The organism is Bacillus sp. FSL K6-6540, from assembly GCF_038007545.1.
This window is the reverse complement of record NZ_JBBOXH010000001.1, coordinates 129,051-151,500: the sequence shown is the minus strand read 5'-3', so window position 1 is coordinate 151,500 and position 22,450 is coordinate 129,051. Positions and strand designations below refer to the sequence as shown.

At 52.1% G+C, this 22,450-nt stretch carries 18 protein-coding genes; 3 read left to right on the top strand and 15 right to left on the bottom strand.

Annotated features, from left to right (window positions below; genetic code table 11):
* Positions 1-21 precede the first annotated feature (21 nt).
* From rho to rpoE, 6 genes are all read right to left on the bottom strand, one after another.
* Complete coding sequence (gene rho, locus MHH82_RS00670) at positions 22-1,350, bottom strand: transcription termination factor Rho (protein ID WP_012818386.1); 1,329 nt, start codon at positions 1,348-1,350, stop codon at positions 22-24.
* A 154-nt stretch (positions 1,351-1,504) separates the two neighbouring features.
* A complete protein-coding gene (locus MHH82_RS00665; RefSeq protein ID WP_012818385.1) occupies positions 1,505-2,764 on the bottom strand; it encodes a UDP-N-acetylglucosamine 1-carboxyvinyltransferase in 1,260 nt (419 codons plus the stop codon).
* Positions 2,765-3,085: 321 nt separating this feature from the next.
* On the bottom strand, positions 3,086-3,940 hold the full coding sequence (gene fba / locus MHH82_RS00660) for a class II fructose-1,6-bisphosphate aldolase (protein ID WP_012818384.1): 855 nt from the start codon (positions 3,938-3,940) through the stop codon (positions 3,086-3,088).
* Between the two features lie 173 nt (positions 3,941-4,113).
* Positions 4,114-4,506, bottom strand: a complete 393-nt coding sequence (locus MHH82_RS00655) for a response regulator (RefSeq protein WP_009595517.1) — start codon at positions 4,504-4,506, stop codon at positions 4,114-4,116.
* Positions 4,507-4,779: 273 nt separating this feature from the next.
* The gene (locus MHH82_RS00650) at positions 4,780-6,381 is read right to left on the bottom strand and encodes a CTP synthase (protein ID WP_012818383.1); all 1,602 of its coding nucleotides are present in this window, start codon (positions 6,379-6,381) and stop codon (positions 4,780-4,782) included.
* Positions 6,382-6,907: 526 nt separating this feature from the next.
* Positions 6,908-7,471 (bottom strand): DNA-directed RNA polymerase subunit delta, encoded by a 564-nt coding sequence (gene rpoE, locus MHH82_RS00645; RefSeq protein ID WP_036662845.1) that lies wholly within the window; start codon positions 7,469-7,471, stop codon positions 6,908-6,910.
* A 365-nt stretch (positions 7,472-7,836) separates the two neighbouring features.
* Here rpoE and MHH82_RS00640 point away from each other — a divergent pair, with 365 nt between their 5' ends.
* On the top strand, positions 7,837-8,985 hold the full coding sequence (locus tag MHH82_RS00640) for a S8 family peptidase (protein ID WP_145041147.1): 1,149 nt from the start codon (positions 7,837-7,839) through the stop codon (positions 8,983-8,985).
* 112 nt (positions 8,986-9,097) lie between these two features.
* Here the strand turns inward: MHH82_RS00640 and argS are convergent, their stop codons facing one another.
* The 6 genes from argS to MHH82_RS00610 form a co-directional block, all read right to left on the bottom strand.
* Complete coding sequence (gene argS, locus MHH82_RS00635; RefSeq protein WP_340962544.1) at positions 9,098-10,777, bottom strand: arginine--tRNA ligase; 1,680 nt, start codon at positions 10,775-10,777, stop codon at positions 9,098-9,100.
* Positions 10,774-11,199: a DUF1934 domain-containing protein gene (locus tag MHH82_RS00630; RefSeq protein WP_096777299.1), complete on the bottom strand. Its 426-nt coding sequence runs from the start codon at positions 11,197-11,199 to the stop codon at positions 10,774-10,776. The genes argS and MHH82_RS00630 overlap by 4 nt, the downstream gene beginning before the upstream one ends.
* 128 nt (positions 11,200-11,327) lie before the next feature.
* Positions 11,328-11,846 (bottom strand): hypothetical protein, encoded by a 519-nt coding sequence (locus MHH82_RS00625; protein WP_340962540.1) that lies wholly within the window; start codon positions 11,844-11,846, stop codon positions 11,328-11,330.
* A gap of 129 nt (positions 11,847-11,975) precedes the next feature.
* A complete protein-coding gene (locus tag MHH82_RS00620; protein WP_012818376.1) occupies positions 11,976-12,647 on the bottom strand; it encodes a GNAT family N-acetyltransferase in 672 nt (223 codons plus the stop codon).
* A 92-nt stretch (positions 12,648-12,739) separates the two neighbouring features.
* Positions 12,740-13,411, bottom strand: a complete 672-nt coding sequence (locus MHH82_RS00615; protein WP_340962536.1) for a GNAT family N-acetyltransferase — start codon at positions 13,409-13,411, stop codon at positions 12,740-12,742.
* Between the two features lie 47 nt (positions 13,412-13,458).
* Positions 13,459-14,316: a carbon-nitrogen hydrolase family protein gene (locus tag MHH82_RS00610; RefSeq protein ID WP_009595511.1), complete on the bottom strand. Its 858-nt coding sequence runs from the start codon at positions 14,314-14,316 to the stop codon at positions 13,459-13,461.
* 336 nt (positions 14,317-14,652) lie between these two features.
* On the opposite strand from MHH82_RS00610, the gene MHH82_RS00605 reads away from it, so the two are divergent.
* Positions 14,653-15,177, top strand: a complete 525-nt coding sequence (locus MHH82_RS00605) for a phosphatase PAP2 family protein (protein ID WP_090914378.1) — start codon at positions 14,653-14,655, stop codon at positions 15,175-15,177.
* A gap of 214 nt (positions 15,178-15,391) precedes the next feature.
* Positions 15,392-17,467, top strand: coding sequence for a serine hydrolase domain-containing protein (locus MHH82_RS00600; RefSeq protein WP_012818372.1), 2,076 nt, complete (start codon positions 15,392-15,394; stop codon positions 17,465-17,467).
* A gap of 121 nt (positions 17,468-17,588) precedes the next feature.
* On the opposite strand, the gene MHH82_RS00595 is transcribed toward MHH82_RS00600, so the two are convergent.
* From MHH82_RS00595 to MHH82_RS00585, 3 genes are read right to left on the bottom strand one after another with little or no spacing between them, the layout of a single operon-like run.
* Entirely contained in the window at positions 17,589-20,045 is a 2,457-nt protein-coding gene (locus tag MHH82_RS00595) for a glycosyl hydrolase family 95 catalytic domain-containing protein (protein WP_445661951.1), read from the bottom strand.
* A gap of 50 nt (positions 20,046-20,095) precedes the next feature.
* Entirely contained in the window at positions 20,096-21,241 is a 1,146-nt protein-coding gene (locus MHH82_RS00590) for a glycoside hydrolase family 88/105 protein (protein WP_081746298.1), read from the bottom strand.
* Positions 21,242-21,266: 25 nt separating this feature from the next.
* Positions 21,267-22,412, bottom strand: a complete 1,146-nt coding sequence (locus MHH82_RS00585; RefSeq protein ID WP_036662851.1) for an oligogalacturonate lyase family protein — start codon at positions 22,410-22,412, stop codon at positions 21,267-21,269.
* Between the last annotated feature and the right edge of the window lie 38 nt (positions 22,413-22,450).

The following is a 22,450-nucleotide window of genomic DNA, read 5'->3' as shown; positions in this document are numbered from 1 at the left end:
ATTCTCCGGTTGATTCAGGGCTTAGCTCTGAGGGGCCGTCGCCGCAGATGCACGCGATGGACGTCTGGCTGTCTGGCCCTGAGTCCCGGTTCCGCCGCCGTTGTTGGCATTCACGTCAAATGATGCCAAGAACTCCGCGTTATTCTTGCTATCACGCATTTTTTTAAGGAAGCCTTCCACAAAATCGGCAGAGTCGTTCATATTTTTGCGGATCGCCCAAATGGTATCCAGTTCATCCTTGTTCAGCAGCACCTCTTCGCGCCGGGTACCGGAGCGACGAATATCGATCGCCGGGAAAATACGGCGTTCCGCGAAGCGGCGGTCCAAGTGCAGCTCCATGTTGCCTGTGCCTTTAAATTCCTCATAAATAATATCATCCATCCGCGATCCGGTTTCAACCAAGGCTGTCGCCAGGATCGTCAAACTTCCGCCTTCCTCCACGTTACGAGCCGATCCGAAGAAACGTTTCGGACGATGGAATGCCGCAGGATCAATACCGCCACTCAGCGTTCGGCCGGACGGAGGAATGACCAGGTTGTACGCACGGGCCAGACGGGTGATGCTGTCCAGCAAGATAACCACGTCCTTCTTATGCTCCACCAGGCGCAAGGCGCGCGACAATACCAGTTCCGCTACTTTGATATGGTTCTCCGGAAGCTCGTCAAAAGTAGAAGCAACCACCTCACCCTTAACGGAACGCTGCATATCCGTCACTTCTTCAGGCCGTTCATCGATGAGTAAAACAAACAGTTCAATCTCTGGATTGTTGGTTGAGATGCTGTTGGCGATTTCTTTCAAGAGGAGCGTTTTCCCTGCTTTTGGCGGTGCCACGATCAAACCGCGTTGTCCTAAACCTACGGGTGCAAGCAGATCCATAATTCGGGTTGACAACTGATTAGGGGATGTTTCAAGAACAAGCTTTTCTTGCGGATATAGAGGAGTCAAGGCTGGGAAGTGTAATCGTTCCGCTGCGACGGCAGGATTCTCGCCATTCACGGCGTTGACCTGCAGCAGCCCGAAGTATCGTTCGTTCTCTTTCGGCGTCCGGCATTTGCCCGAAACCAAATCCCCGGTCCGCAAATCGAATTTGCGGATCTGGGAGGCCGAAATGTAGATATCCTCCGTGCTCGGCAAATAGTTGATCGGTCTAAGAAAACCGTATCCTTCCGGCAAAATCTCGAGTACGCCCTCCATGAACATCAAGCCGCTCTGTTCGGCCTGTGCCCGGAGAATGGCAAATATCAATTCTTTTTTCTTCAACTGGCCATAATAAGGAATCTGATACTTCTTGGCCAGCTTATACAGATCCGTCAGCTTCATGCCTTCCAAATCGGCTATTTGTAAATCCATTCAATAACCACCTATTCAATTATTTGTTTCTGTCGCAGCAGTTCCCTGCTGTCATGTAGTCTATTAGTCTATGAGTGCTTTACTAGGAGCATTACCCAAATCAGAGGGAGATATGCAGTTTCCACCACACATTTCCCTCATTTTGGTAAAAAAGTCACTCTTCTTCGGTCTCGCGCCACACGTCGGCACCCAGCTCACGCAAGTTGGAAACGAGATGGTCGTAGCCGCGGTCGATGAATTCCACGCCGCTTACCTCCGTTATCCCTTCAGGCACCGTCAGTCCCGCAATGACAAGAGCCGCACCCGCGCGCAGATCGGTCGCTTTGACCTTGGCTGCGTTCAGCGGGCCGCCCTCGATGATGGCAGAGCGTCCCTCCACGCGGATTTTGGCCCCCATGCGAACGAGCTCCGGAACATGTTTAAATCGGTTGCTATATACAAAATCACTGAGAACGCTGACGCCTTCTGCTTGCGTAAGGAGGCTGGTCATCGGTGACTGCAAATCCGTTGCAAATCCAGGATATATAAGCGCCTTCACATCCACATGCTGGTACCGGTCTTTACCAATCACGCGAATGCTTTCGTCCAGCTCTTCGATGCCAACGCCCATCTCGATCAGCTTGGCCGTGAGGGCCTCAAGATGTTTCGGGATGACGTTGTCAATCAGAACATCGCCGCGCGTAGCTGCGGCAGCAATCATATATGTACCGGCCTGAATCCGGTCTGGAATAATGGAATGGCGGCAGCCATGCATCTCGGTCACGCCCTCGATCCGGATGGTTTCCGTTCCGGCGCCCTTAATGACAGCTCCCATGGAATTTAAAAGTGTTGCAACATCTATAATTTCAGGCTCTTTCGCCGCGTTTTCGATAATTGTGGAGCCTTTGGCCTTGGCAGCCGCCAGCATAATGTTAATCGTTGCACCTACGCTGCTTACATCGAGGTAGATCTTCGCGCCCCGCAGCTCTTTGGCATGCAGGTGAATCGAACCGTGTTCATTGGTCACGGTCGCACCAAGCGCTTCAAAGCCCTTGATGTGCTGGTCGATGGGACGAGGTTCAAAATTACAGCCGCCCGGCAGGCCGATCACGGCTTCTTTAAATCTTCCAAGCATGGCGCCCATCATATAGTAGGACGCGCGCAGTTTCTTGACGGGTCCGTTAGGCATCGGAATGGATTTGATATCAGAAGGGTCAATTCTCATCTGATTGCCTTCCCATGAAACTTGCCCGCCTAATTCCTCAAGGATCTCAGCATAAACAGCCACATCGCTGAGAAGCGGCAAATTATCAAGTACGACTTCCGATTCCGCCAGGATTGCGGCGGGAATTAACGCAATAGCACTGTTCTTGGCACCGCTGATTGTTACAGCACCTCGCAGTGGGCGTCCACCGCTGATCATCAATTTTTCCATAAGCTTTCGGTTCCCCCTACATCACTTCGCAGCCGGAAATGGTTCTGATGCCCGTCATACAAGAAAAACGTCGTATCGACGTTCCTAAAGGATGACAGACGCAATAAGCGTTCGTTTTCGTAGCGATTATCCGGTTGTGAAGCCTCACAATCCGCTTGCGCTTTTTGATAACTTAATAAATGAAATGGAAAAACACCGGCTATGCGGTGTGCTTTCCATTTCATTGTATGCAGCATAAGACAGCCTAAAATATCTTAGGTGATTCCTATCGTCATGTTGCGGCCACGAAGGCTACAAGCGACTTTTGTGTGTTACGGGTGACTAAGCTTGATTGTTGGAACCAAACTCACGGATTTTGCCGACAACGGTTTCCTTGATTGCCTCGCGGCCTGGTTTCAGGAATGTGCGCGGATCGTAAGCTTCCGGTTTAGCGGCAAGCACTTCACGAACAACTTTGGTGAACGAGATTTGGTTCTCGGTGTTAACGTTGATTTTGGAAGTACCCAAGGAGATAGCTTTCTTGATGTCATGCGTCGGGATGCCTGTACCGCCATGAAGCACCAACGGAAGTTTCACAGCATCGCGAATCTCTTCCATCTCTTTGAACCCAAGGTTTGGTTCGCCTTTGTAAGGACCATGGACAGAACCAAGCGCAGGCGCCAATGTGTCGATGCCTGTCTCGTTCACGATGCGCACGCAGTCGTCAAGCTTCGCGTACATTACGTCGCCGATAACGTCATCCTCTTGTCCGCCGACCATGCCGACTTCGGCTTCAACGGAAACGCCTTTGGCGTGAGCATACTCAACCACTTGTTTCGTTGTTGCAATATTCGTCTCAATCGGGCTGTGGGAATCATCGATCATAACCGAAGTGAACCCTGCATCGATTGCTTCTTTACATTTCTCAACACTTGAACCGTGGTCAAGGTGAATGGCAACAGGAACTGTAACTTTCAGGTCCTCCATCAAACCTTTTACCATGTGTACAACGGTGCTGAATCCACCCATGTAACGAGCTGCGCCTTCGGAAACACCGAGAATTACCGGCGATTTCTCTTGCTCAGCCGCTTCAAGAATTGCATATGTCCACTCCAGGTTGTTGATGTTGTATTGACCAACAGCATATTTACCTTCGAGTGCTTTGTTCAGCATGTCTGTCATTGATACTAATGGCATGGTTTCATCCTCCTATAGATGCTTAGTTTGTCTATGGTTTTTAGCCGATATAACATACGGACTTATTATACCACATCGCGTCATAAATACTAAACAAGCATTTCCTAAATTGCTGCGAAGGAACTCACATTCTGGCAAAAAAAGAATTCCGCCCCTTGAGCAGAATTCATCATTCAACCGATGTTGTTCGCGGTCCCTTTCAGCTGCATGTTGACGGCTTGCCGCATCTCGTCAATGTCGAAGGGTTTGGTAAAATGCATCAGCGCTCCAAGATCGGTCGCTTCCTTGATCATGTCAAGCTCTCCATAGGCTGTCATCATGATCACCTTAATGTCCGGATTCATCTGTTTAATATGCTTCAAAATCTCAAGCCCGTCCATTCCAGGAATTTTCATATCCAGCAGCACCAAATCCGGGGCATGCATCTTCACGATTTCAAGGGCAGCCTTGCCGTTCGCCGCTTGGAACGTCTCATATCCTTCACTGCTGAACACTTCTACAAGCAGGATGCGGATCCCATTCTGGTCATCCACAATCAGCACTTTGTGTTTGCTTTGTTTGCTCATCCTTCCAACCTCCCGATACTTAAATCGTACAATGAGTATATGCAAACTCGAAAGTTCCTAACTTTCCCATAAACCGGCCATTATTTGTATTCGCCTGTAGATGTCGAATTCCTTCCTGTCCTAAAAAAAGTAAGAAAAAAAGATCGCGAATTGGCTGCATCCGAAATCGACAGCGCTGGACAGGGATTCCGGACCTCAGCTCCACCCTTCACGCAGCGACAAACGAATTTGCACGCAAAAAAAGAGCCTCTTCAAAAAAGAGGCTCTTCCCAATTATGCCTGATGCTGGATCGAGGCTTTTACAAATTCACGGAACAATGGCTGCGGACGGTTCGGACGGGAAGTGAATTCCGGATGGAATTGCACGGCGAGGAACCAAGGATGTCCTGGCAGCTCCACGATCTCGACCAGACGTCCGTCCGGTGAAGTACCGGAAATACGCAGGCCCGCTTTCTCGATATCTTCGCGGTATTGGTTGTTGAACTCGTACCGGTGACGATGTCTTTCGTAAACCAGCTCGTCCTGGTAGCAGGACTCCGCAAGCGATCCCGGAACCAGCTTGCACGGATAAAGGCCAAGGCGCATCGTTCCGCCAAGATCCTCGATATCCTTCTGCTCCGGAAGCAGGTCGATAACCGGATATTCGGTAGCCGGATCAATTTCGGAGCTGTTCGCACCGTTCAGACCTACGATCGAACGGGCATATTCGATCACCGACACTTGCATGCCAAGGCAAATACCGAAGAATGGAATGTTGTGCTCGCGGGCATAACGGATCGCGCTGATCTTGCCTTCGATCCCCCGGTCTCCAAATCCACCAGGTACCAGAATACCGCCGATGCCGTTCAACGTCTCTTCCACATTGTCCGCCGTAATTTCCTCGGCGTTCACCCAGCGGATCTTCACGTCGGCATTGGCATCAAAGCCGGCATGGGACAGGGATTCTACTACGCTGAGGTAGGCGTCATGAAGCGCGACATACTTGCCGACAATCGCAATCTCAACGGTCTTCTCCAGCTTGGAGACGCGCTCCACCAGATCTTCCCACTCGCTCATATCCGGCGCAGGAGTCGTCAGCTTCAGATGATTGACAACAATTTCGTCCAGGCCTTCATCGCGCAGATTCAGCGGCACCTCATACAGGGAGGACGCGTCGCGGCATTCTACGACCGCGTTAGGGTCGATATCGCAGAAGAGCGCGATTTTGGCTTTCATCTCGGTTGAAAGCTCATGCTCCGTACGGCACACGATGACATTCGGCTGAATGCCGATGCTGCGGAGTTCTTTTACACTGTGCTGCGTCGGCTTCGTTTTCACTTCACCGGCTGCCTTAATATATGGAATGAGGGTTACATGAATATACATCACGTTCTCACGGCCAACATCGCTCTTGATTTGGCGGATGGCCTCCAGGAAAGGAAGGCTTTCGATATCGCCAACCGTTCCGCCGATTTCGGTAATGACCACATCCGAACCCGCTTCACGGCCCGCACGGAATACGCGCTCCTTGATCTCGTTCGTAATATGAGGAATAACCTGCACGGTGCCGCCCAAATATTCTCCACGGCGTTCCTTGCTAATAACAGAAGAGTATACTTTTCCTGTTGTCACATTGCTGTTCTTCGACAGGTTAATATCGATGAAGCGCTCATAGTGTCCCAGGTCCAGGTCGGTTTCCGCACCGTCGTCAGTAACGAACACTTCGCCATGCTGGTAAGGACTCATGGTGCCCGGATCTATATTAATGTACGGATCGAATTTCTGAATCGTTACCTTGAGCCCTCTGTTCTTAAGCAATCTGCCGAGCGAAGCGGCGGTAATTCCCTTACCTAGAGATGACACGACTCCGCCTGTTACAAAAATATACTTTGTCACTGTTAAAAACCCTCCTATATAATCTCCATAACTTCAGGCGACATATGATGTTTATCCTAACCCGTTTTCCCCTGATTCATCAGAGGGACCAACAAAAACATCGCTCGCTTCCAATAATGGTGAGCGAGCTGACCTCCGACCTATTACAAACCGCATATATTGACGCTAAAATGATCCCCATCGGGCTGCCGGTACGGCATAACGTTATGAGGCTTCAGGGCGAGCGATTCCAATACATCTTAATACTCTGCATATCTGAATCTTAGTCTTGCTATATTGGCCCGGAAGCTAGCGTCGTTTACACTTTCCGAGCCTTAAAAACAAAAAAAGTGACCCCGAATAAATAACGGGGCACTTTTATATTAAACATATTTAATCCACAATCATAAGCCCAAGCAATAGTTTACTCTGTGCCTTGTCTGCTTGTCAAGAGAAGAACCAACCTCAAAATTCCCCAATCGGCCGACATCGTAAAACAGAGTCATAAACCATGCGGACTGGCTTAAATTCTGAGCGGAATGACAGATTAATCTCTGTCGTCTTCCTCAAATTCTTCCTCTTCCAGTTCTTCTTCCTCGGAATCCGCATCTTCGTCATCCAATTCCTCATCATCCAGAACAACGTCTTCATCTACATCATCGTCGGCATCGTCATCATCCGGGAAGAGATCGTCGTGATCATCATCTTCATCATCGATGCTGTCGAAATCCTCTTCGGCATCGTCACCGCTATAGGTATCCTCTTCATCCGTGAAGTCATCGTCATCATCGTCTTCATCATTGATGATCCGCGGACGTTTGGCGTTCGCAATCGGATCTTCGGACTTCTCCAGCGGATACCAGCGCTTTAGTCCCCACAGATTCGTACCTACACATGCGAAACGTCCGTCTATATTGATCTCGGTATATAACTGGGCAATCGTTTCGTTAATTTCCTGTTCCGTAAAGCCGCGAAGCTTGGCCACCTCATTCATCAGGTCACGGTAATAATACGGCGTATTCGCCGCCTTCAGAACCATAAAAGCCAGGTCAACCATCGGGATTTCCTGAATCTTCTCCGGATCGATCTTTAAATTGAGCGGATTACTCACTAACGCACACTTCCTCTCACACAATCTTCACGTTATACCCTCAACATATCCATTATCAAAACTAAGTAAAACCTATTTGGAAATAAAAATCAAGTTTTTATGCTCCATTACCCATCAGATACCAAATGGAAAAAGACGGAGACTTTTCTCTCCGCCTTCTGACTGTACCCGCCCCTAGGATCGACTCCTTACGGGATAGATAAGAGAACCTTGATATTCTCTCCATGTATCTTATGTTAGCCCTGCTGCTTTGACACGGGAAACAGGGCCTATTTCCCGGAAAAAGGGCAACATCCCATTCGGGCACTCTCCCCGGCTCATACAATACTGAAGCAACGGTTCATCGAGAAGGGAGATTGCCACACATGGATTACACCCGGATCATGCAATCACTACTTGCAGAGACGAACCCTATGCGGAACGTCCGGGAAATGAACCGGCGGCTCCTCACGTTTCATGACCCTCAGCTGTACCAGAAATGCATCCGCGAATGGAACCGGCTCGCAGGGAAAAGGCGTTTCCCGAGTTCGGTCAGCCGCTCGCCGCTTACTCGCACCATCATCGCTCCAGCTCCCCAAACCGCGAAGTTTGAAGCGGAGTTTCGGAACGAACTGATGGTTGAAGAGGATGAACAGGTTCATATCCACGCCATACAGGGGACAATAGGAACGCTAACCGGGATCCCATGGGGTATCAAGCAAATCAAAGCCCCTCAAGCCTGGTCTACCTCGACAGGACACCGCGTGAAGATTGCCGTTATCGACACAGGGGTGGATTTCGGTCACCCGGATTTGAAGTATTCGCTGACCCGAGGGGTCAACCTCGTCCATCGCAACATCCCGCCTTATGACGACAATGGGCATGGAACGCATATCTCGGGCACCATCGCTGCAGCAAACAGCACCCAAGGTATGATCGGCGTTGCTCCCAGATCTGTCGTGTATCCGGTCAAAGCCTTTGATCACAACGGCTCCGCCTTCGTGTCGGATATCATTCTGGCCATCGACTGGTGCGTGCGGGCCGAGATCGATATCATCAATATGAGTTTCGGCATGCAGACCCGAAGCCGCACGCTGCTGGATGTTGTAGGCAAGGCCAACCAAGCAGGCGTCCTCATTGTGGCCTCTTCCGGCAATGACGGCAAACGCCGTACCGCGGACTATCCTGCCCGTTATCCTCAAACGATATCCGTCGGAGCTACCGACCGCAGCCGGAGAATCCCCGGCTTCAGCAATCGTGGGCAATTTGTCGATATTTATGCGCCCGGAGATAAAATCGTGTCAGCCTGGCTGCAGGGAAAATACCACGAAATGAGCGGCACTTCCATGGCCACTTCACACGTCAGCGGAACGATTGCCCTGCTGCTTGCCCAGAAGCCTGACTTGAAAAAAACAGCTACGATCAAGGCCCTGCTGCGACGCACCTCCTCCCCCCTTAAGCTCAAAAAAGGATACAGCACCTCCGATGGAGAGGTAAATGCCTTGAAATTTTTGCGCGAGGGCATGAAATTATAAATTCGGTTCATCAGCAACGGCAAACGCCAGTTCGTTCACGCATTAAAAACAGCCGTCTTTCCAAAGAAAGACGGCTGTTGGCTGTTATGGCATATGAAAGGGTGGGCCTTTCTTACATGCGTTCCGGCGCCGATACGCCCATCAGGCGAAGCACGTTGGCAATGACCGTGCGGACGGCTCCCAGCAAAGCAAGGCGGGCCTGCGTTTGATTCGCGTCTTCCGTAATCACACGCTCGGCTCTGTAGTAGCTGTGGAACAAGGAGGCCAGTTCATATACATACCGGATAAGCCGGTGCGGTGCATAGTTCTCCGCAGCAAGCGACACTTCCTGCGGGAGTTCTCCCATTTTGCGCAAAATGTCGTATTCATGCTCGGCGGTCAGAACGCTCAGGTTGACGTCGGCAAGCGGCAGAAGGCTAACGCCTTGCTCCTCCGCTTGGCGGAATACGCTGCAAATGCGTGCGTGCGCATACTGTACGTAGAAGACCGGATTCTCGTTGGACGTGGACACCGCCAGATCCATGTCGAAATCAAAATGCGAATCCATGCTGCGCATGGTGAAGAAATAGCGGATCGCGTCCACGCCGACCTCATCCATCAGATCTTCCATCGTGACCGCTTTACCGGTACGCTTGGACATCTTCACCTTCTCGCCGTCCTGGAACAGGCTGACCATCTGGGCGATCAATACGATGAGTTTGTCCGGGTCATTGCCGAGCGCCTCCATGGCAGCCTTCATGCGCGGAACGTAACCATGGTGGTCGGCTCCCCAAATATTCAGGATCTTGTCATAGCCGCGCTCGTATTTATTGCGGTGGTACGCAATATCCGGCGTCAGGTAGGTATACGTTCCGTCATTCTTAACGAGGACGCGGTCTTTGTCATCCCCATAATCGGTGGTGCGGAGCCAGGTGGCCCCATCCTTCTCGTAAGCTTCGCCCTTGGCTTTCAGTTCTTCCAGGGATTTCTCCACCAGTCCATCCTCATACAGGGACGTTTCGCTAAACCACTCGTCAAAATGGACGCGGAATCGATTCAAATCGCGTTTGATTTTACCAAGTTCCTTCTCAAGCCCGAATTGACGCAAGAATGCCGTTCTCTCGTCAGGATCCATCGATAGCAAGGAATCGCCTTTCTCGGCTACAAGCTCTTTGGCAAAACCTTTGATATCCTCGCCATGGTATCCGTCTTCAGGCATTTCGGCATCCTGGCCGAGCTCCTGCAAATAGCGGGCTTCGAGGGATTTAACCAGGTTCACTACTTGGTTGCCTGCATCATTGATGTAGTATTCGCGAGTAACTTCGTATCCTGCAAAATCAAGCACATTGCAAAGGGCATCGCCTACCGCCGCTCCGCGGGCATGTCCAAGATGCAGGCTTCCGGTGGGATTGGCGCTGACAAACTCCATCTGGACCTTTTGCCCTTCGCCCGAAGCGATCCGCCCGTAGTTATCGCCCTGCTCTTGTACCAATGCCACGATCGGATAGAGATACCCCTTGTCCAAGGTAAAGTTAATAAACCCGGGCCCGGCGATCTCCGCTTTCTCAATGGAAGCCTTTGCCGTATCCAAATGTTCCAGGATAGCTTCCGCGATTTGCCGCGGGTTCTTCTTGGCAATCCGCGTCAGCTGCATCGCTACGTTCGTAGCCAAGTCGCCGTGCGACTTATCCTTCGGAACTTCCAGCGTAATGGCGGGCAGCTCCTCGCGGGACACCAGTCCGGCAGCTACGGCAGCGTCTCCTACCGCCTCTGCAACCAGCCCGTTAATGTGATCTAATGGATTCATAGTCATGATTCATGTGCCTCCTGAATAGTCAAACTGATCGAAAAGTGTCCCGAAAACTCGTCAAACACATATAAATCATACGCCCAAGCCGCTCGTCCGGTCACGCCCTCTAGCGCTAGCTCCAGACGCTGGGTGTGCGTAGACAGATTAAATGAAGTGAACGGGGAGCGATAATATCCAGGCAATTGCAGTCCCAGCTTAAACGCCTGCTCGGACTCCACCTCGCCATGACGGATCAGCTTCAGCTCGTCCTCCGTCAGTTTGAGCATGGCCCGGGTTTCCCCTTGATGCGGTCCAAGCGCCGGCTCCGTATAGCGCACATACAGCACCTTCCCCTTGATAAACGCCTCTGCGGGAAGCTCCTGTATCGTATTCTCTCCTTCGTGAAGGCTCTGAAGACGGATGTTCACTTGTTTTCGGTCGTTCATGTACGTTCCTCTTTTCCTTACCTATTGTATTACTATATCCAGTATAGCCTTGCAATTCAAATGAGGATTTTAGCAAAAGTAAAGAAACATGTCTTTCGTCGTATTTTCGGAGAGGTTGGAGCGCATCCTTAATTCCCGTATTTTTCGGCCCATTGCTCACGCCATTCCCCGAAACTGTTACCCGTGATTTCCTCCAAGGTCTTTCCATCAATGGAATAAGGAGCTCCGGCTAAATCGTTCCGATCAGGGAACGAGGTTCCCCCGATGACCTTCCCCTCCGTCATCATCACGAACAAGGCCGTATTCGTATTATACATGCGGTCAAGCGGATGCCCGGAAACCTTGAAGCGATAGGTGACAATTTCTTTTCCGTAATAGTTTGCCGGATCTTGGCTCTGTACACTCCATGTCTGAATATAGGGGATTGCGCCGTTACCAGGTGCGAGAAGAGATTTCTCAAGCGTATAAGTAATCGGTTTACTGGAGTGGCTTACAATCTTATAGCCCAGCGATTTCACGTAAGAGGCCGCTGTCTTCTGTTCTTCGGACATGGGTTTGCCGAAATGAACGCTTAGTTGCATGAATGAATATAGGATTACGATGCTTAAACCAATACCTGCCCATAACCAAATACGATTTCTCTTCATAAGCAGCCTCCCCATTACGTCGACCTGGCCTTTCATAGGATTAGAATACCAAAAAATTGAAATCAATGGGCGGTCAAGAAAAAGAATAGGCCTGATTCAAGAAGAATCAGGCATGATCCATACTATAGGTTACAGCGGAAGCAAGGATACCTTCTCCCGCGCGTCCAGCTTGGCCACCATGTCGTTCCAGGCTTGCGGTTTCTCGGGCAGCACCGAATAGTATCGTCTCAAGAAGTTGGCAATCAGCTCCGCGGGCAATTCATCAACGGCATCGTCGCCCGGCATGAAGCAAAAATCAAGCCCGCTCACCGCTTCGCCATCATTGTTCCAGGACGGATGCACATAGTCGATATCCGTGCGTTTGTAACCCAGATGCGACAGGACTTCGCGGCGAACGAACGGATCCATCGGCTTCACGCCGCCGAATGCATGGTCCTGCACCCGATATGGATCGTAAATCTCGGCAAACATGCCGAACAGCTCTTTGCCGTTTGCTGCCGCCAATTGATTCAGATCCTTCAAGCGATGTTGTGCCAGGAATCGGCCGATGCCGAGCCCTTCACGCCCGATAATGGTAAAATCGGTCATCGCCACGTTCCAGTCCTCGTAATAGCGGTATTCCGTCGTACCCACCACTTCGTCCTCATGCAGGGCAACAAATACCCGAATGCCCGGGTCTTCGAGCGGCTCTTTCCATAAGCTGAATTCCAGCACCTCTTCCGGAGGGAACACTTCCTTCATGAGATCGTGCATTTTGCGGAACAAGGGATCGTCGATGCTCGTAATGCGAATATATTCCATTAAATTAAAAGCCTCCTTATATATGTAATGAAAATATCTTTATATTATGAAGATATTCGAAGCCGTGAAATCATCGTTCATTCTAAACCACTTCACCCTCGGAATGGATTCTTCCATTCCATCAAGGCCCCGTAATTGCAGGACTCCTCATCCTCCAAATACTCTGCCGCTACCCCGACGGGCGTCCGGCCGCACCGGAGCAGGAAGGTAATTACGGGGTCCTTGAGATCCCCCCTGACAACGGCATCCAAATATTCTACGGCCGACATTTCGTGCGCATGCCGATGATAGCCGGGCATCCGTCCGCCGCCAAGCAGCCGGTCCAGTCCCCTTTCGACGGTCACGTGATACAGCGACTGAATCAGCCATTTGCCGAGCCCAAGCTTGCGAAAGCGCGGCCTGACGCAAATGTCGGCGATGTATAGGGTATTTCCGTCCGGCTGATGCGTGCGGATGTATCCGTTATCCGTGGCCTCCGCCCAGGAGTGGGCAGGCTCCATCGGATCGTACTCCACAATGAGCGAGGTGATGGACCCGGCGAGCATGCCGTCCACTTCAACGCATAGGGCGCCCTCGGGAAACAAGGTGACATGCTGCATCAGCTGTTCCTTGTTCCACCATTGCTCCGGAGGATACGGAGGCGGGAACGTCTCGGATTGAATGGCGATCAGCTCGTCGAAGTCCGCTTCCGTGTAGCCTCGAATAACAACCGGCACCGGCCGGGCGTCGTCGAATACATAAAACTGTTGATGAAACCGAGCCATCTCCTCTACACCGCCTTTTCCCATTTTTCAAACCATGATAAAAAAACTTACTCCCAATCCGGATACAAATCCGTACGCCGGTCACGCCATGTCGTGACGGAGCCCTTCTCGCGCACTTGATACAATAAATCCAGATCGAGATCGGCGGTAATGATCATGTCGTTGTTCAGCTCTCCCTCGGCCAGCAGGCCCTTCGGCGGGAACGGAATATCGTTCGGCGTAATGATGGCAGCCTGCCCGAAGTTGGCACGCATCAGATCCACGGTAGGCAGCGATCCAACCGTGCCGGTCAGCACCACATAGATTTGATTCTCGATGGCGCGGGCATGGCTGGTATAACGCACGCGATGGAATCCGTGGCGATCATCGGTGCAGGACGGACAGAAAATGACGTCGGCCCCTTTGGCCTTGGCCATGCGCACGATCTCGGGAAATTCGATGTCATAGCAGGTGAGCATCGCGATGGTGCCTTTCTCGGTCTCGAATACTTCGAGCCCTTCGCCGGCTCCCATGTTCCAGCCGGTTATCTCCGAAGGCGTAATATGAATCTTCGCCTGCTCCGCAATGCGGCCGTCCGGATAGAACAGATGCGCCACATTGTACAGCTTCCCTTCCCGGCGAATGACGTGGGTTCCGCCAATGATATGCATGTTATATTGCTTCGCAAAGCCCTGGAACAGCTCGCGGTAACGGTCTGTGAAATCCGGAAGGTCATTGATCGTTAACGCCTGGCCCTGATCGTCCCCGATGGACATCAGCTGCGTCGTGAAAAATTCCGGAAACAGCACAAAATCGGCTTCGAATTCCTCCGCCGTTCGGATATAATGCTCCGATTGACGGGCAAAATCGTCAAAGGATTGAATGGTGTGCAGATGATATTGCACGGCAGAAACGCGAAATTTCATGCTTCTCCTCCTTATGCATGGTTAGATGCTTTCATTATATCGGATTCCGGGCTTAGAGAACATGGGAACATCAAGTCGCCGTCAATGGGAAATTATAATCTTAAGCGCGTCCCATATGGTATACGGTTATCATCGAAAGTACCTATGCCAAAGAATGCTCGAATTATGAAAAAATACTCGCCATTCATACCCACGCTTAACAATTCTCCTGTATACTGTCGTATGTAAGCCTCTTGTCTACACGATCAATTCCGGCCCTTACAAATATACACTCGAGCCCGTTTTGACTTAGGGCTATCAGCTTGCCAAACTATAATGTGAGGTGTTCTGTTCACAATGATTACTCGTTCGATGGATTGGCTTCAGCAACATGACCACCTTATCTTCCGCTGGTTAAACCGCAAGATCAGCAACAAAATGGTGGATTCGATGCTCTCGCTGGTCACCCATATGGGGGGTGCTATCTTTACCATTGTGCTGACACTTTCGATAGCGTTTTTTGCACCGGAGCCGTGGGATACGATGGGATGGCAGAGCTTTATCGCACTGTCCCTCAGCTTCCTGATTACGGCTCTCATCAAAAAGAAACTGCGGCGCATCCGGCCATACCAGGCATTGGAAAAAGTGAGGTTTGAAAAGAAACCGATGAAGGACCATTCGTTTCCTTCCGGACACTCGACGGCCATATTTTCCATCGTCACGCCATTTCTGTTCGTTACGCCCTGGCTGTCGTTGCTCTTGATCCTTCTGGCGCTTACGGTCAGTCTGTCACGCATTTATCTCGGCTTTCATTATCCTTCGGATTGTCTGGCCGGCTGTTTCGTCGGCACCGCTTCGGCACTACTGATCGTGCTTAGTTAAATAACCAGGCATCCTCACGCAGTTCTCGCAACTGATGATGGGGGCCTGGTTTTTTTGCCCTTCTCATCTGTAGATATCTCACCTAACAACAATTAAACGCCCTTCCTGTATATGCTCCTATCATAAACCCTAAAAAACATGAAAAAAAATTCGAACCATTCCCGCTGGTAAATCGTACTAACTTATACATTCATAATAAGGAGGTATTTGTTCATTGAAGAAAAGATTATCACGAATGCTGGTAGCCCTGCTCGCGGTTACGATGATCCTTCCAGCCGGAGCCATGGCAGCAGATAACAGCCAGACTGCCGCTGCAGGAGGGGGTCTTGAGAAGATCGCCGCAGAGAAAGCCAAGCTGCTCACCGAGACGTATGGAACGACAAGCGTCCAATATGCCCTGATCGACAACGGCAAGATTACCGTTTCCGGGCAAGCGGGCGTCAATGATATCGAAGGAAAGATTCCGTTGACCGAAGATACGATGTATGGGATCGGCTCCACGAGCAAAGTGTTCACTGCCGCCGCGGTCATGAAATTGGTGGATGACGGGAAGATCAACCTGGATGCGCCTCTCGTTCAGTACATACCCGAATTCACGATGAAAGACGAACGCTACAAAAAAATCACGCCGCGCATGCTGCTTAACCATTCCTCCGGCCTGCAGGGCTCAAGCCTGAACAACGCGTTCTTGTTCGAAGATAATGACCCGCATGCACATGACACGCTGCTGAAGCAGTTGTCCACTCAAAACCTCAAAGCAGATCCGGGTGCATTTTCCGTGTATTGCAATGACGGATTCACGCTGGCCGAGATTCTCGTGGAAAAAGTGAGCGGCAAGGATTTTACCGCATTCATTCATGAACATTTTACCGAGCCGTTAAACATGGACCACACCAAGACATCCCAAGACACATTGGATTTAAACCAAATGGCGGGCCTCTATTATCCGGCTCATCAAGGACAGCTGCCTAACGAGACCATCAATGTCATCGGAACCGGCGGCATCTACTCCACGGCCGAAGACCTGGTGCAGTTTGCGCAGATCTTCACCGGGGAAGCCGAGGGAATCCTCTCAGCTGCGTCTGTGAAAGCCATGGAGCAGGAAGAGTATAAAAAAGGCCTGTGGCCAGAAGATGCCGATAATTCGTTCGATTATGGACTTGGCTGGGACAGCGTGAGACTGTTCCCGTTTAACCAATATGACATGAAAGCCGTGACTAAAGGCGGCGACACCATTCTATACCACGCTTCGCTCGTTGTGCTTCCAGAGCAGAACATGGCAGCTGCCGTATTATCTTCCGGCGGTTCGAGTTCAACCAACCAATTGCTGGCAAACGAAATTTTGCTGCATACGCTCAAGGAAAAAGGCACCATCAAGGAGTTCAAGCCGGAAAAATCGTTTGGCAAACCGGTCCAAGCGGATATGCCTGACAATATGGCGGAATTTGCCGGTTACTATGGCGTGACGAATCAGCAGATGAAAGTCGACATCAAGGACGGCGAACTGTCCATTACCGTACCGATGGTGCCGGACTATCCTGCCGAGAAATATGTATACACCGCGGACGGAACGTTTGTCAGCGCGGATGGCAGCATTAAGGTCAGCTTCGTTAAGGAAAAGAATGATCGCATCTACCTATGGGTAAGACAATATGTTTCGATTCCTGGACTGGGACAGATGGCCTTGTCGCAATATTCGGCCGAAAAAATGGAAGCGAACCCGCTGTCCAAGGAAACCGCTGCCGCATGGGCGAAGCGGGAAGGCGAGACGTTCTATCCATTGAACGAGAAATTCACATCGCTGATGTACTTCATTACGAAACCGACGGTAGAAATTAACAGCAAGAGCGGTCTGGAAGGATATCTGATCGACAAGAAGATAATCGATCCGGATACTGCAGTAAGCCAGCATCAGGTACCGGCGATCGGCAGCCGGGATACGTCCGAATTCCGTTTCTATAAGGAAAAAGGCGTAGAGTATCTCGAGGGTGCTGGATCCCTGTTTATCAGCGGCAAGCATGTGAAGCCATTGTATAAAGGGAAAAAATCCACCGTTACCCTGCAAGCCGACGGCTATGCAAAGTGGTATACCGTACCTGAAGCAGCTGCAGGCAAAACCATGACGGTAACCCTGCCGGCAGAAGGCGCATTCGCCGTATATGACGAGAAGGGCACGGTCGTCAACTACACCGTGGTCAGCGGCTCCAACGAAGTTAAGCTCCCGGCTAACGGAGCTGTCGTATTCGCCGGTGCCCCTGGCTCTGCATTCGGCATCACCCTGCAGCCGTAATGAAGGTGGGCGGCGGGATTACATGTCAATCCAAGATAACCTAAAAATAGAAGCACCTCAACCAACGGCTCATGCCCATGGTTGAGGTGCTTTTTTGCAATGAAATGGTCTTTGGCCAATTTCAGTTTCGAGGTCCGCTTACGTCTACTTCGACTTGCGGGCTGCAATCGATCAACAGCTGTGTCCCCGGGCGCAGACGGACCGAATAAAAAAGGGGCCCTAGCGTTGAGGGCTGGACGGAGGCTCCCTGGCCGGACATGGAACATTCCCCTGCCCAAGGCGGCAGGGAAACGAGGATGTCCGTCTCCCGTTCAGCCTCAAGCTTGGCGTGGAACATACCGGCATCCCGGTTCCATTCCACGGTGATCCGACCGGTATGGTATCTCCAGCCTGAGAGTCGGCCACTACGCCAGCGCTCCGGTAACGCTGGCAGGAGTTTCACCATATCCGGCGACACCTGCAGCAGCATCTCCTGTACGGCATTCACCCATCCCATGTTTGCATCGAGCTGTATCGGCGCTGCCGGCATATCCATGCATATCCCCATCCCCCTCCAATCATTATGGAGGGTAAACAGATTCGGCAGCAGACATGATTGCGCCAGTGTATCAAGACACTCCAGCGCACGTTCACCTTCCCCCAGCCGCGCGTAAATGGAAGCCATATGGGCAAGTGACCAACCGCTTTGGGCTCCGAGTCGGCGGAGACGCACCGCCTTCTCAAAAGCGACGTACAGCTCTGGTGCTGACTCCCGAGTCACTTCATCACCCGGGAACAAGGGATAGATATGGGAGAGATGACGGTGATTGTATCGGTCCTCAAACGCGGGATCCAGCCATTCCGCAAGGGCTCCGTCCCCGTTCGTCCGGTAAGGCGGAATGCGTTCCAGCATTCGCATCCACCGTTCTTCCTCCGAACCTGGGCCGCCGACTAGCCGATTCGCTTGGATCAGATGGGTAAGCAGTTCCTTCATAATTGCAATATCCATCGTGGCATTGACGGTTGTCGGCATCGGGTGAGCCAGCTGCCTTCCGTCCTCCGGCATGAAATTGAGCGGCGTGTTCTCCGGCGAAACCGAAGGATACAGACGGTAGGTGCCATCCTCACCAACGACTGCGAAGTCCTCGTAGAATTGAAGGGCTTCACGCATGAACGGCAGCGCCTCCTCCCGCAAAAACCGAATATCGCCCGTATACAAAAAATGCTCATAATAATGCCGGGCCAGCCACCCGGCCGCTCCCGTCCAGTTTAGAATGACGGGTACGATTTGATTCGGCGTTCCAATCCCTGGCGTAGTCCCAGCCGGGATGTAGATTCCGCGACAACCATACAACTTGCGGGCATTGCCGCGGAAGTCGTCCATTAGGCTGCCGTAGTAGCGGAACAGAGGGGGCACTAGTTCTCCCAAGCCTCCGACATGCGCGTGCCAATACATCATTTGGATATTCTCATTCGCCATATGGTGGCACCAGACAAGCCGGTAGTCTCCGCCCCATAGGCCATACAGTCCGAACGGCCCCGATTCGGCTGCCGTCCCGCTAATAAACAAATACCTTCCATAAGCCCACATTTTACGGACAAGCGAATCGGGTGCCTTGCCCTCGTAGGCCTCCAGCAGCAGCTCCTCGTTCGAACGCACGTCGTCCCCGCTGGCAACGTTCAGCTCCAGGGATGCGGAATGGAACAAAAGACCATGAAGCTCGGCGTGGCGCTTGAGAAGCAGGTCATATTCGCAATGTTCAGGGAAGGCACTGAGCTCGCGCTCAAGCTGCTCCCATTCCTGTTCACGCTTGCCACGGATAAAAACTTTCACCAGTGCCAGCGCCCGTCGGGCCTTAACAAACCTCAACATCGTTCCTTCCTTGGTTGACTGTAAACTTCCGTCTTCACAAATAAGCCGCAGCACTGCCCCGAAATCCGTACCGTCATCATTGCGGCCGGCGTACCGGATAAACGTCCCTTTCGCCGAAGTGACCACGGATCCAGCCAGTTCCTTGAATTCCGGCGTATCCCCCCATCGGTCGCTTGGGTAGAGCACCAGTCCAATCTCTCCCGAAATACAGTGACTCGTCCCGGTTTGAACCTCGAGATCCCTACCGATCCCTTTCCTGCCCTCAGGGTTTACTTCTTGGTTAGCACATCCCTCGGAGCCAATCTCGTAAACGATGGCCCTATCTGCACGGGAGACGAACAGCCGCCTTACGTATCGGATCGAACCGTCCGTCCAGCCTACCGAAACCTCACCGGTCTCCATATTAAGGGTTCTTCGGTAATGGCGGAACGCCCGTTTGCAGGGCATGAACAGTTTAATCGCCGCAAGCGGGAAGCGGGAGGCCAGCCTCGTCCCGTATCCCCGCACCCGTAAAGCGTTCGCCAAGTTCCAGCTGCCCTCCGCATAGTGTCCTTCATCCATCAGCCTGCGCGTTTCGGCGAGCGTCATGCTCACGTCCGGCAGCGGATCCTTCCGGCCCCAATGCCACAACCCCTCATGATTCAGCAGCACCGTCTCTTCCTGCACGCCCCCGAATACCGAGGCCCCGACAATTCCATTGCCTGAGGGTAACCCCTCACGCCACATATTACGCCACCAAGATGCGGGATACCTCATAGTCAACAGGTTCTCTCGACTCATCCCCGATGCCCGACCTCGTCCCCCGCCTGCAGCCTCTCCACTTCGATGCTGGCCAGCAGGAGCGGAGCGACGCCCATGAGCGAGTCGCTGACTACCTTTTCACTCAAATAATACTCGTATGATCCGTCACGGTATTTGCGTCCGCCCAATCCGGCGCCATGGCAAATGCCGTGAAGGTGCAGTCCTTCCGCATCGGCGGTGAGAAAACGTTTCTTGATCCCGTCATAGGCGCGTTCGACCACCCCGATGTCGATCTCGGCCAAATAATGAAGCCGAATGCCTTTGGCCAAGGCATAGGTCAACATGCAGGAGCCCGAAGCCTCCAAATAATTGCCCTGCCGTCCGTTGCAGTCCATCACCTGATACCACAGCCCGCTGTCTTGATCCTGAGCGCGTACGAGTGCATTAGCCATTCGTTCGAAAATGCCCATCAGCTGGCCGCGCTGCGGATGCCTAACGGGGAAATGCTCCAGTGAGTCCACGAGCGCCATCGCATACCAGCCCATGGCCCGCCCCCATACATGGCGCGAGCGGCCCGTTTCCTTGTCGCACCAGCGCTGCTCCCGGCTCTCATCATAAGCATGATGCAGCAGGCCCGTCTGCGGATTCCGCGTGCGCCGCTCGATGAGCAGCAGCTGACGGGCCGCTTCGTCAAACCATTCCGGCGCATCAAACGTTTCTGCATACTCCGCCATAAACGGTGACGACATATAGAGGCCGTCCAGCCACATCTGAAACGGATAGATTTTCTTATGCCAAAATCCGCCTTCGTCTGTCCGCGGCTGTCCAACCAGCTGAGATGCCAGCAGCTCGGCAGCCCTGCGGTATTTCTCTTCTCCTGTCATGCGCCACAAGGGTAGCAGATTCTTGCCTTTATTGATGTGATCGAGATTATAGTCCTCGAGTGTATAGCCTGCTATCGTCCCGTCTTCTTGTATGAAGACGTCCATATGCCGCTTGACTGCTTCATTGTAGCGCTCCTCACCCGTCCATTCGGCCAGGCGGCCCAGTGCACTCAAAGCCATGCCGGCCACGTAGCCCCATTTGTTGGCGATATTCGGATGGTACCCGTCCACGCAAGCGGACAAGATCGTCTCTGCCACCCGGACCGGTATTCGTTCCATGACTGTAACTTCAGCCACCGTAGACCACTCCCTCTCCTTCGCTTTAGACCGACTGCAGCGGCAGCGAATCGAAATCTTCCGGCATGTCGACCAGGTACAAATTGCCATAACCATTTTTATCGCTTGTGAACAAGAGTCGTTTACCGTCTGGATCAAAACGCGGATGCGCGTGCACCTTCTGGGAATGAAAACTGCATCGGAGCTCGCACAGCATCCTCGGCCCTTGGTAAACTCCTTGAGCGTCTTTACGCCATACGGAGAGGGTTTTGACCGCCCCTTTGCCGTCGACAACGGCCTGACCGAGGCCGTCCGCATACGCATGCCACGTATCAAACCCGAAATCCGTCTCTTCCATGGCCGTATTGTCGTACTGGATACTTCCGAAGAAATTGGTTCCATCCGTACGGAAGCCATGGTAACCGATGGTAACGCCGTCAGGATGAAAAAACTCATGGCCGACCTTTTCTCCGGGTTCAAGGCGCTGACGAATTCTCCAGGCCTCTCCGCTCCGGAGATCCAGCCCCCATATCCGGTGATCGACCAAATGCCAAGGTCCTTCGTGGCAAAAGGTGATCAACCATGGTTCGACGGGTGACGCATTAATATGGGTTATAAAGCGATGGGCTTCATATAGGGTTTCCGGCTGCGTCTGCCCTTCCGAATCGATCCGCACGATCCGGCTGTGAGGAGCAGCCTCCATCAACTCCCTATGGCCGACATAGCCATTGCCGAGATCTAGCTGCATGCGATAGGATAGATCCTCCTGTATACAGGTGACGACCGAGCGACCATCGGCAGGACAGCTCAGGTTGCCGATGTTATGCCCCTCCGGGGCTTCGTAGACAAGCTCTTCCTCCAATGTTGCCAGATCAAGGCGGCGTACGCTCCGACCCGTTTTGACGAAGGCGGCCCGGCCGTCCGGTAACAGACAGGCATCCACATCATCATTGTCCGGGTAATCCGTCAGCTGGAGCATTTCACCGCTGATGACATCCATGCTGTACAAGTTCGAACTGTTTTCCCTATCCGATACGAACAACAGCCGCTTGCCGCCGTCATACCATCCGTTCTCCGTAAAATATAGATGATGACTATGAGCCTTATAGTCGGTCAGCTGCACCACTTCGACTCCGGTCAACCGGTCGCGATACTGCTTACGTTCCGGCTTCCACACCGTTCCCTTGGCCATATTCAGCCCTCCTGTCCGCAAGTTCTACAAGCCGAAGA

Coding starts and splice junctions, on each gene's coding strand:
- rho (WP_012818386.1), bottom strand. CDS start 1,350: ATGGATTTACAAATAGCCGATTTGGAAGGCATGAAGCTGACGGATCTG.
- MHH82_RS00665 (WP_012818385.1), bottom strand. CDS start 2,764: ATGGAAAAATTGATGATCAGCGGTGGACGCCCACTGCGAGGTGCTGTA.
- fba (WP_012818384.1), bottom strand. CDS start 3,940: ATGCCATTAGTATCAATGACAGACATGCTGAACAAAGCACTCGAAGGT.
- MHH82_RS00655 (WP_009595517.1), bottom strand. CDS start 4,506: ATGAGCAAACAAAGCAAACACAAAGTGCTGATTGTGGATGACCAGAAT.
- MHH82_RS00640 (WP_145041147.1), top strand. CDS start 7,837: ATGGATTACACCCGGATCATGCAATCACTACTTGCAGAGACGAACCCT.
- argS (WP_340962544.1), bottom strand. CDS start 10,777: ATGACTATGAATCCATTAGATCACATTAACGGGCTGGTTGCAGAGGCG.
- MHH82_RS00630 (WP_096777299.1), bottom strand. CDS start 11,199: ATGAACGACCGAAAACAAGTGAACATCCGTCTTCAGAGCCTTCACGAA.
- MHH82_RS00625 (WP_340962540.1), bottom strand. CDS start 11,846: ATGAAGAGAAATCGTATTTGGTTATGGGCAGGTATTGGTTTAAGCATC.
- MHH82_RS00620 (WP_012818376.1), bottom strand. CDS start 12,647: ATGGAATATATTCGCATTACGAGCATCGACGATCCCTTGTTCCGCAAA.
- MHH82_RS00615 (WP_340962536.1), bottom strand. CDS start 13,411: ATGGCTCGGTTTCATCAACAGTTTTATGTATTCGACGACGCCCGGCCG.
- MHH82_RS00610 (WP_009595511.1), bottom strand. CDS start 14,316: ATGAAATTTCGCGTTTCTGCCGTGCAATATCATCTGCACACCATTCAA.
- MHH82_RS00605 (WP_090914378.1), top strand. CDS start 14,653: ATGATTACTCGTTCGATGGATTGGCTTCAGCAACATGACCACCTTATC.
- MHH82_RS00595 (WP_445661951.1), bottom strand. CDS start 20,045: ATGTGGCGTGAGGGGTTACCCTCAGGCAATGGAATTGTCGGGGCCTCG.
- MHH82_RS00585 (WP_036662851.1), bottom strand. CDS start 22,412: ATGGCCAAGGGAACGGTGTGGAAGCCGGAACGTAAGCAGTATCGCGAC.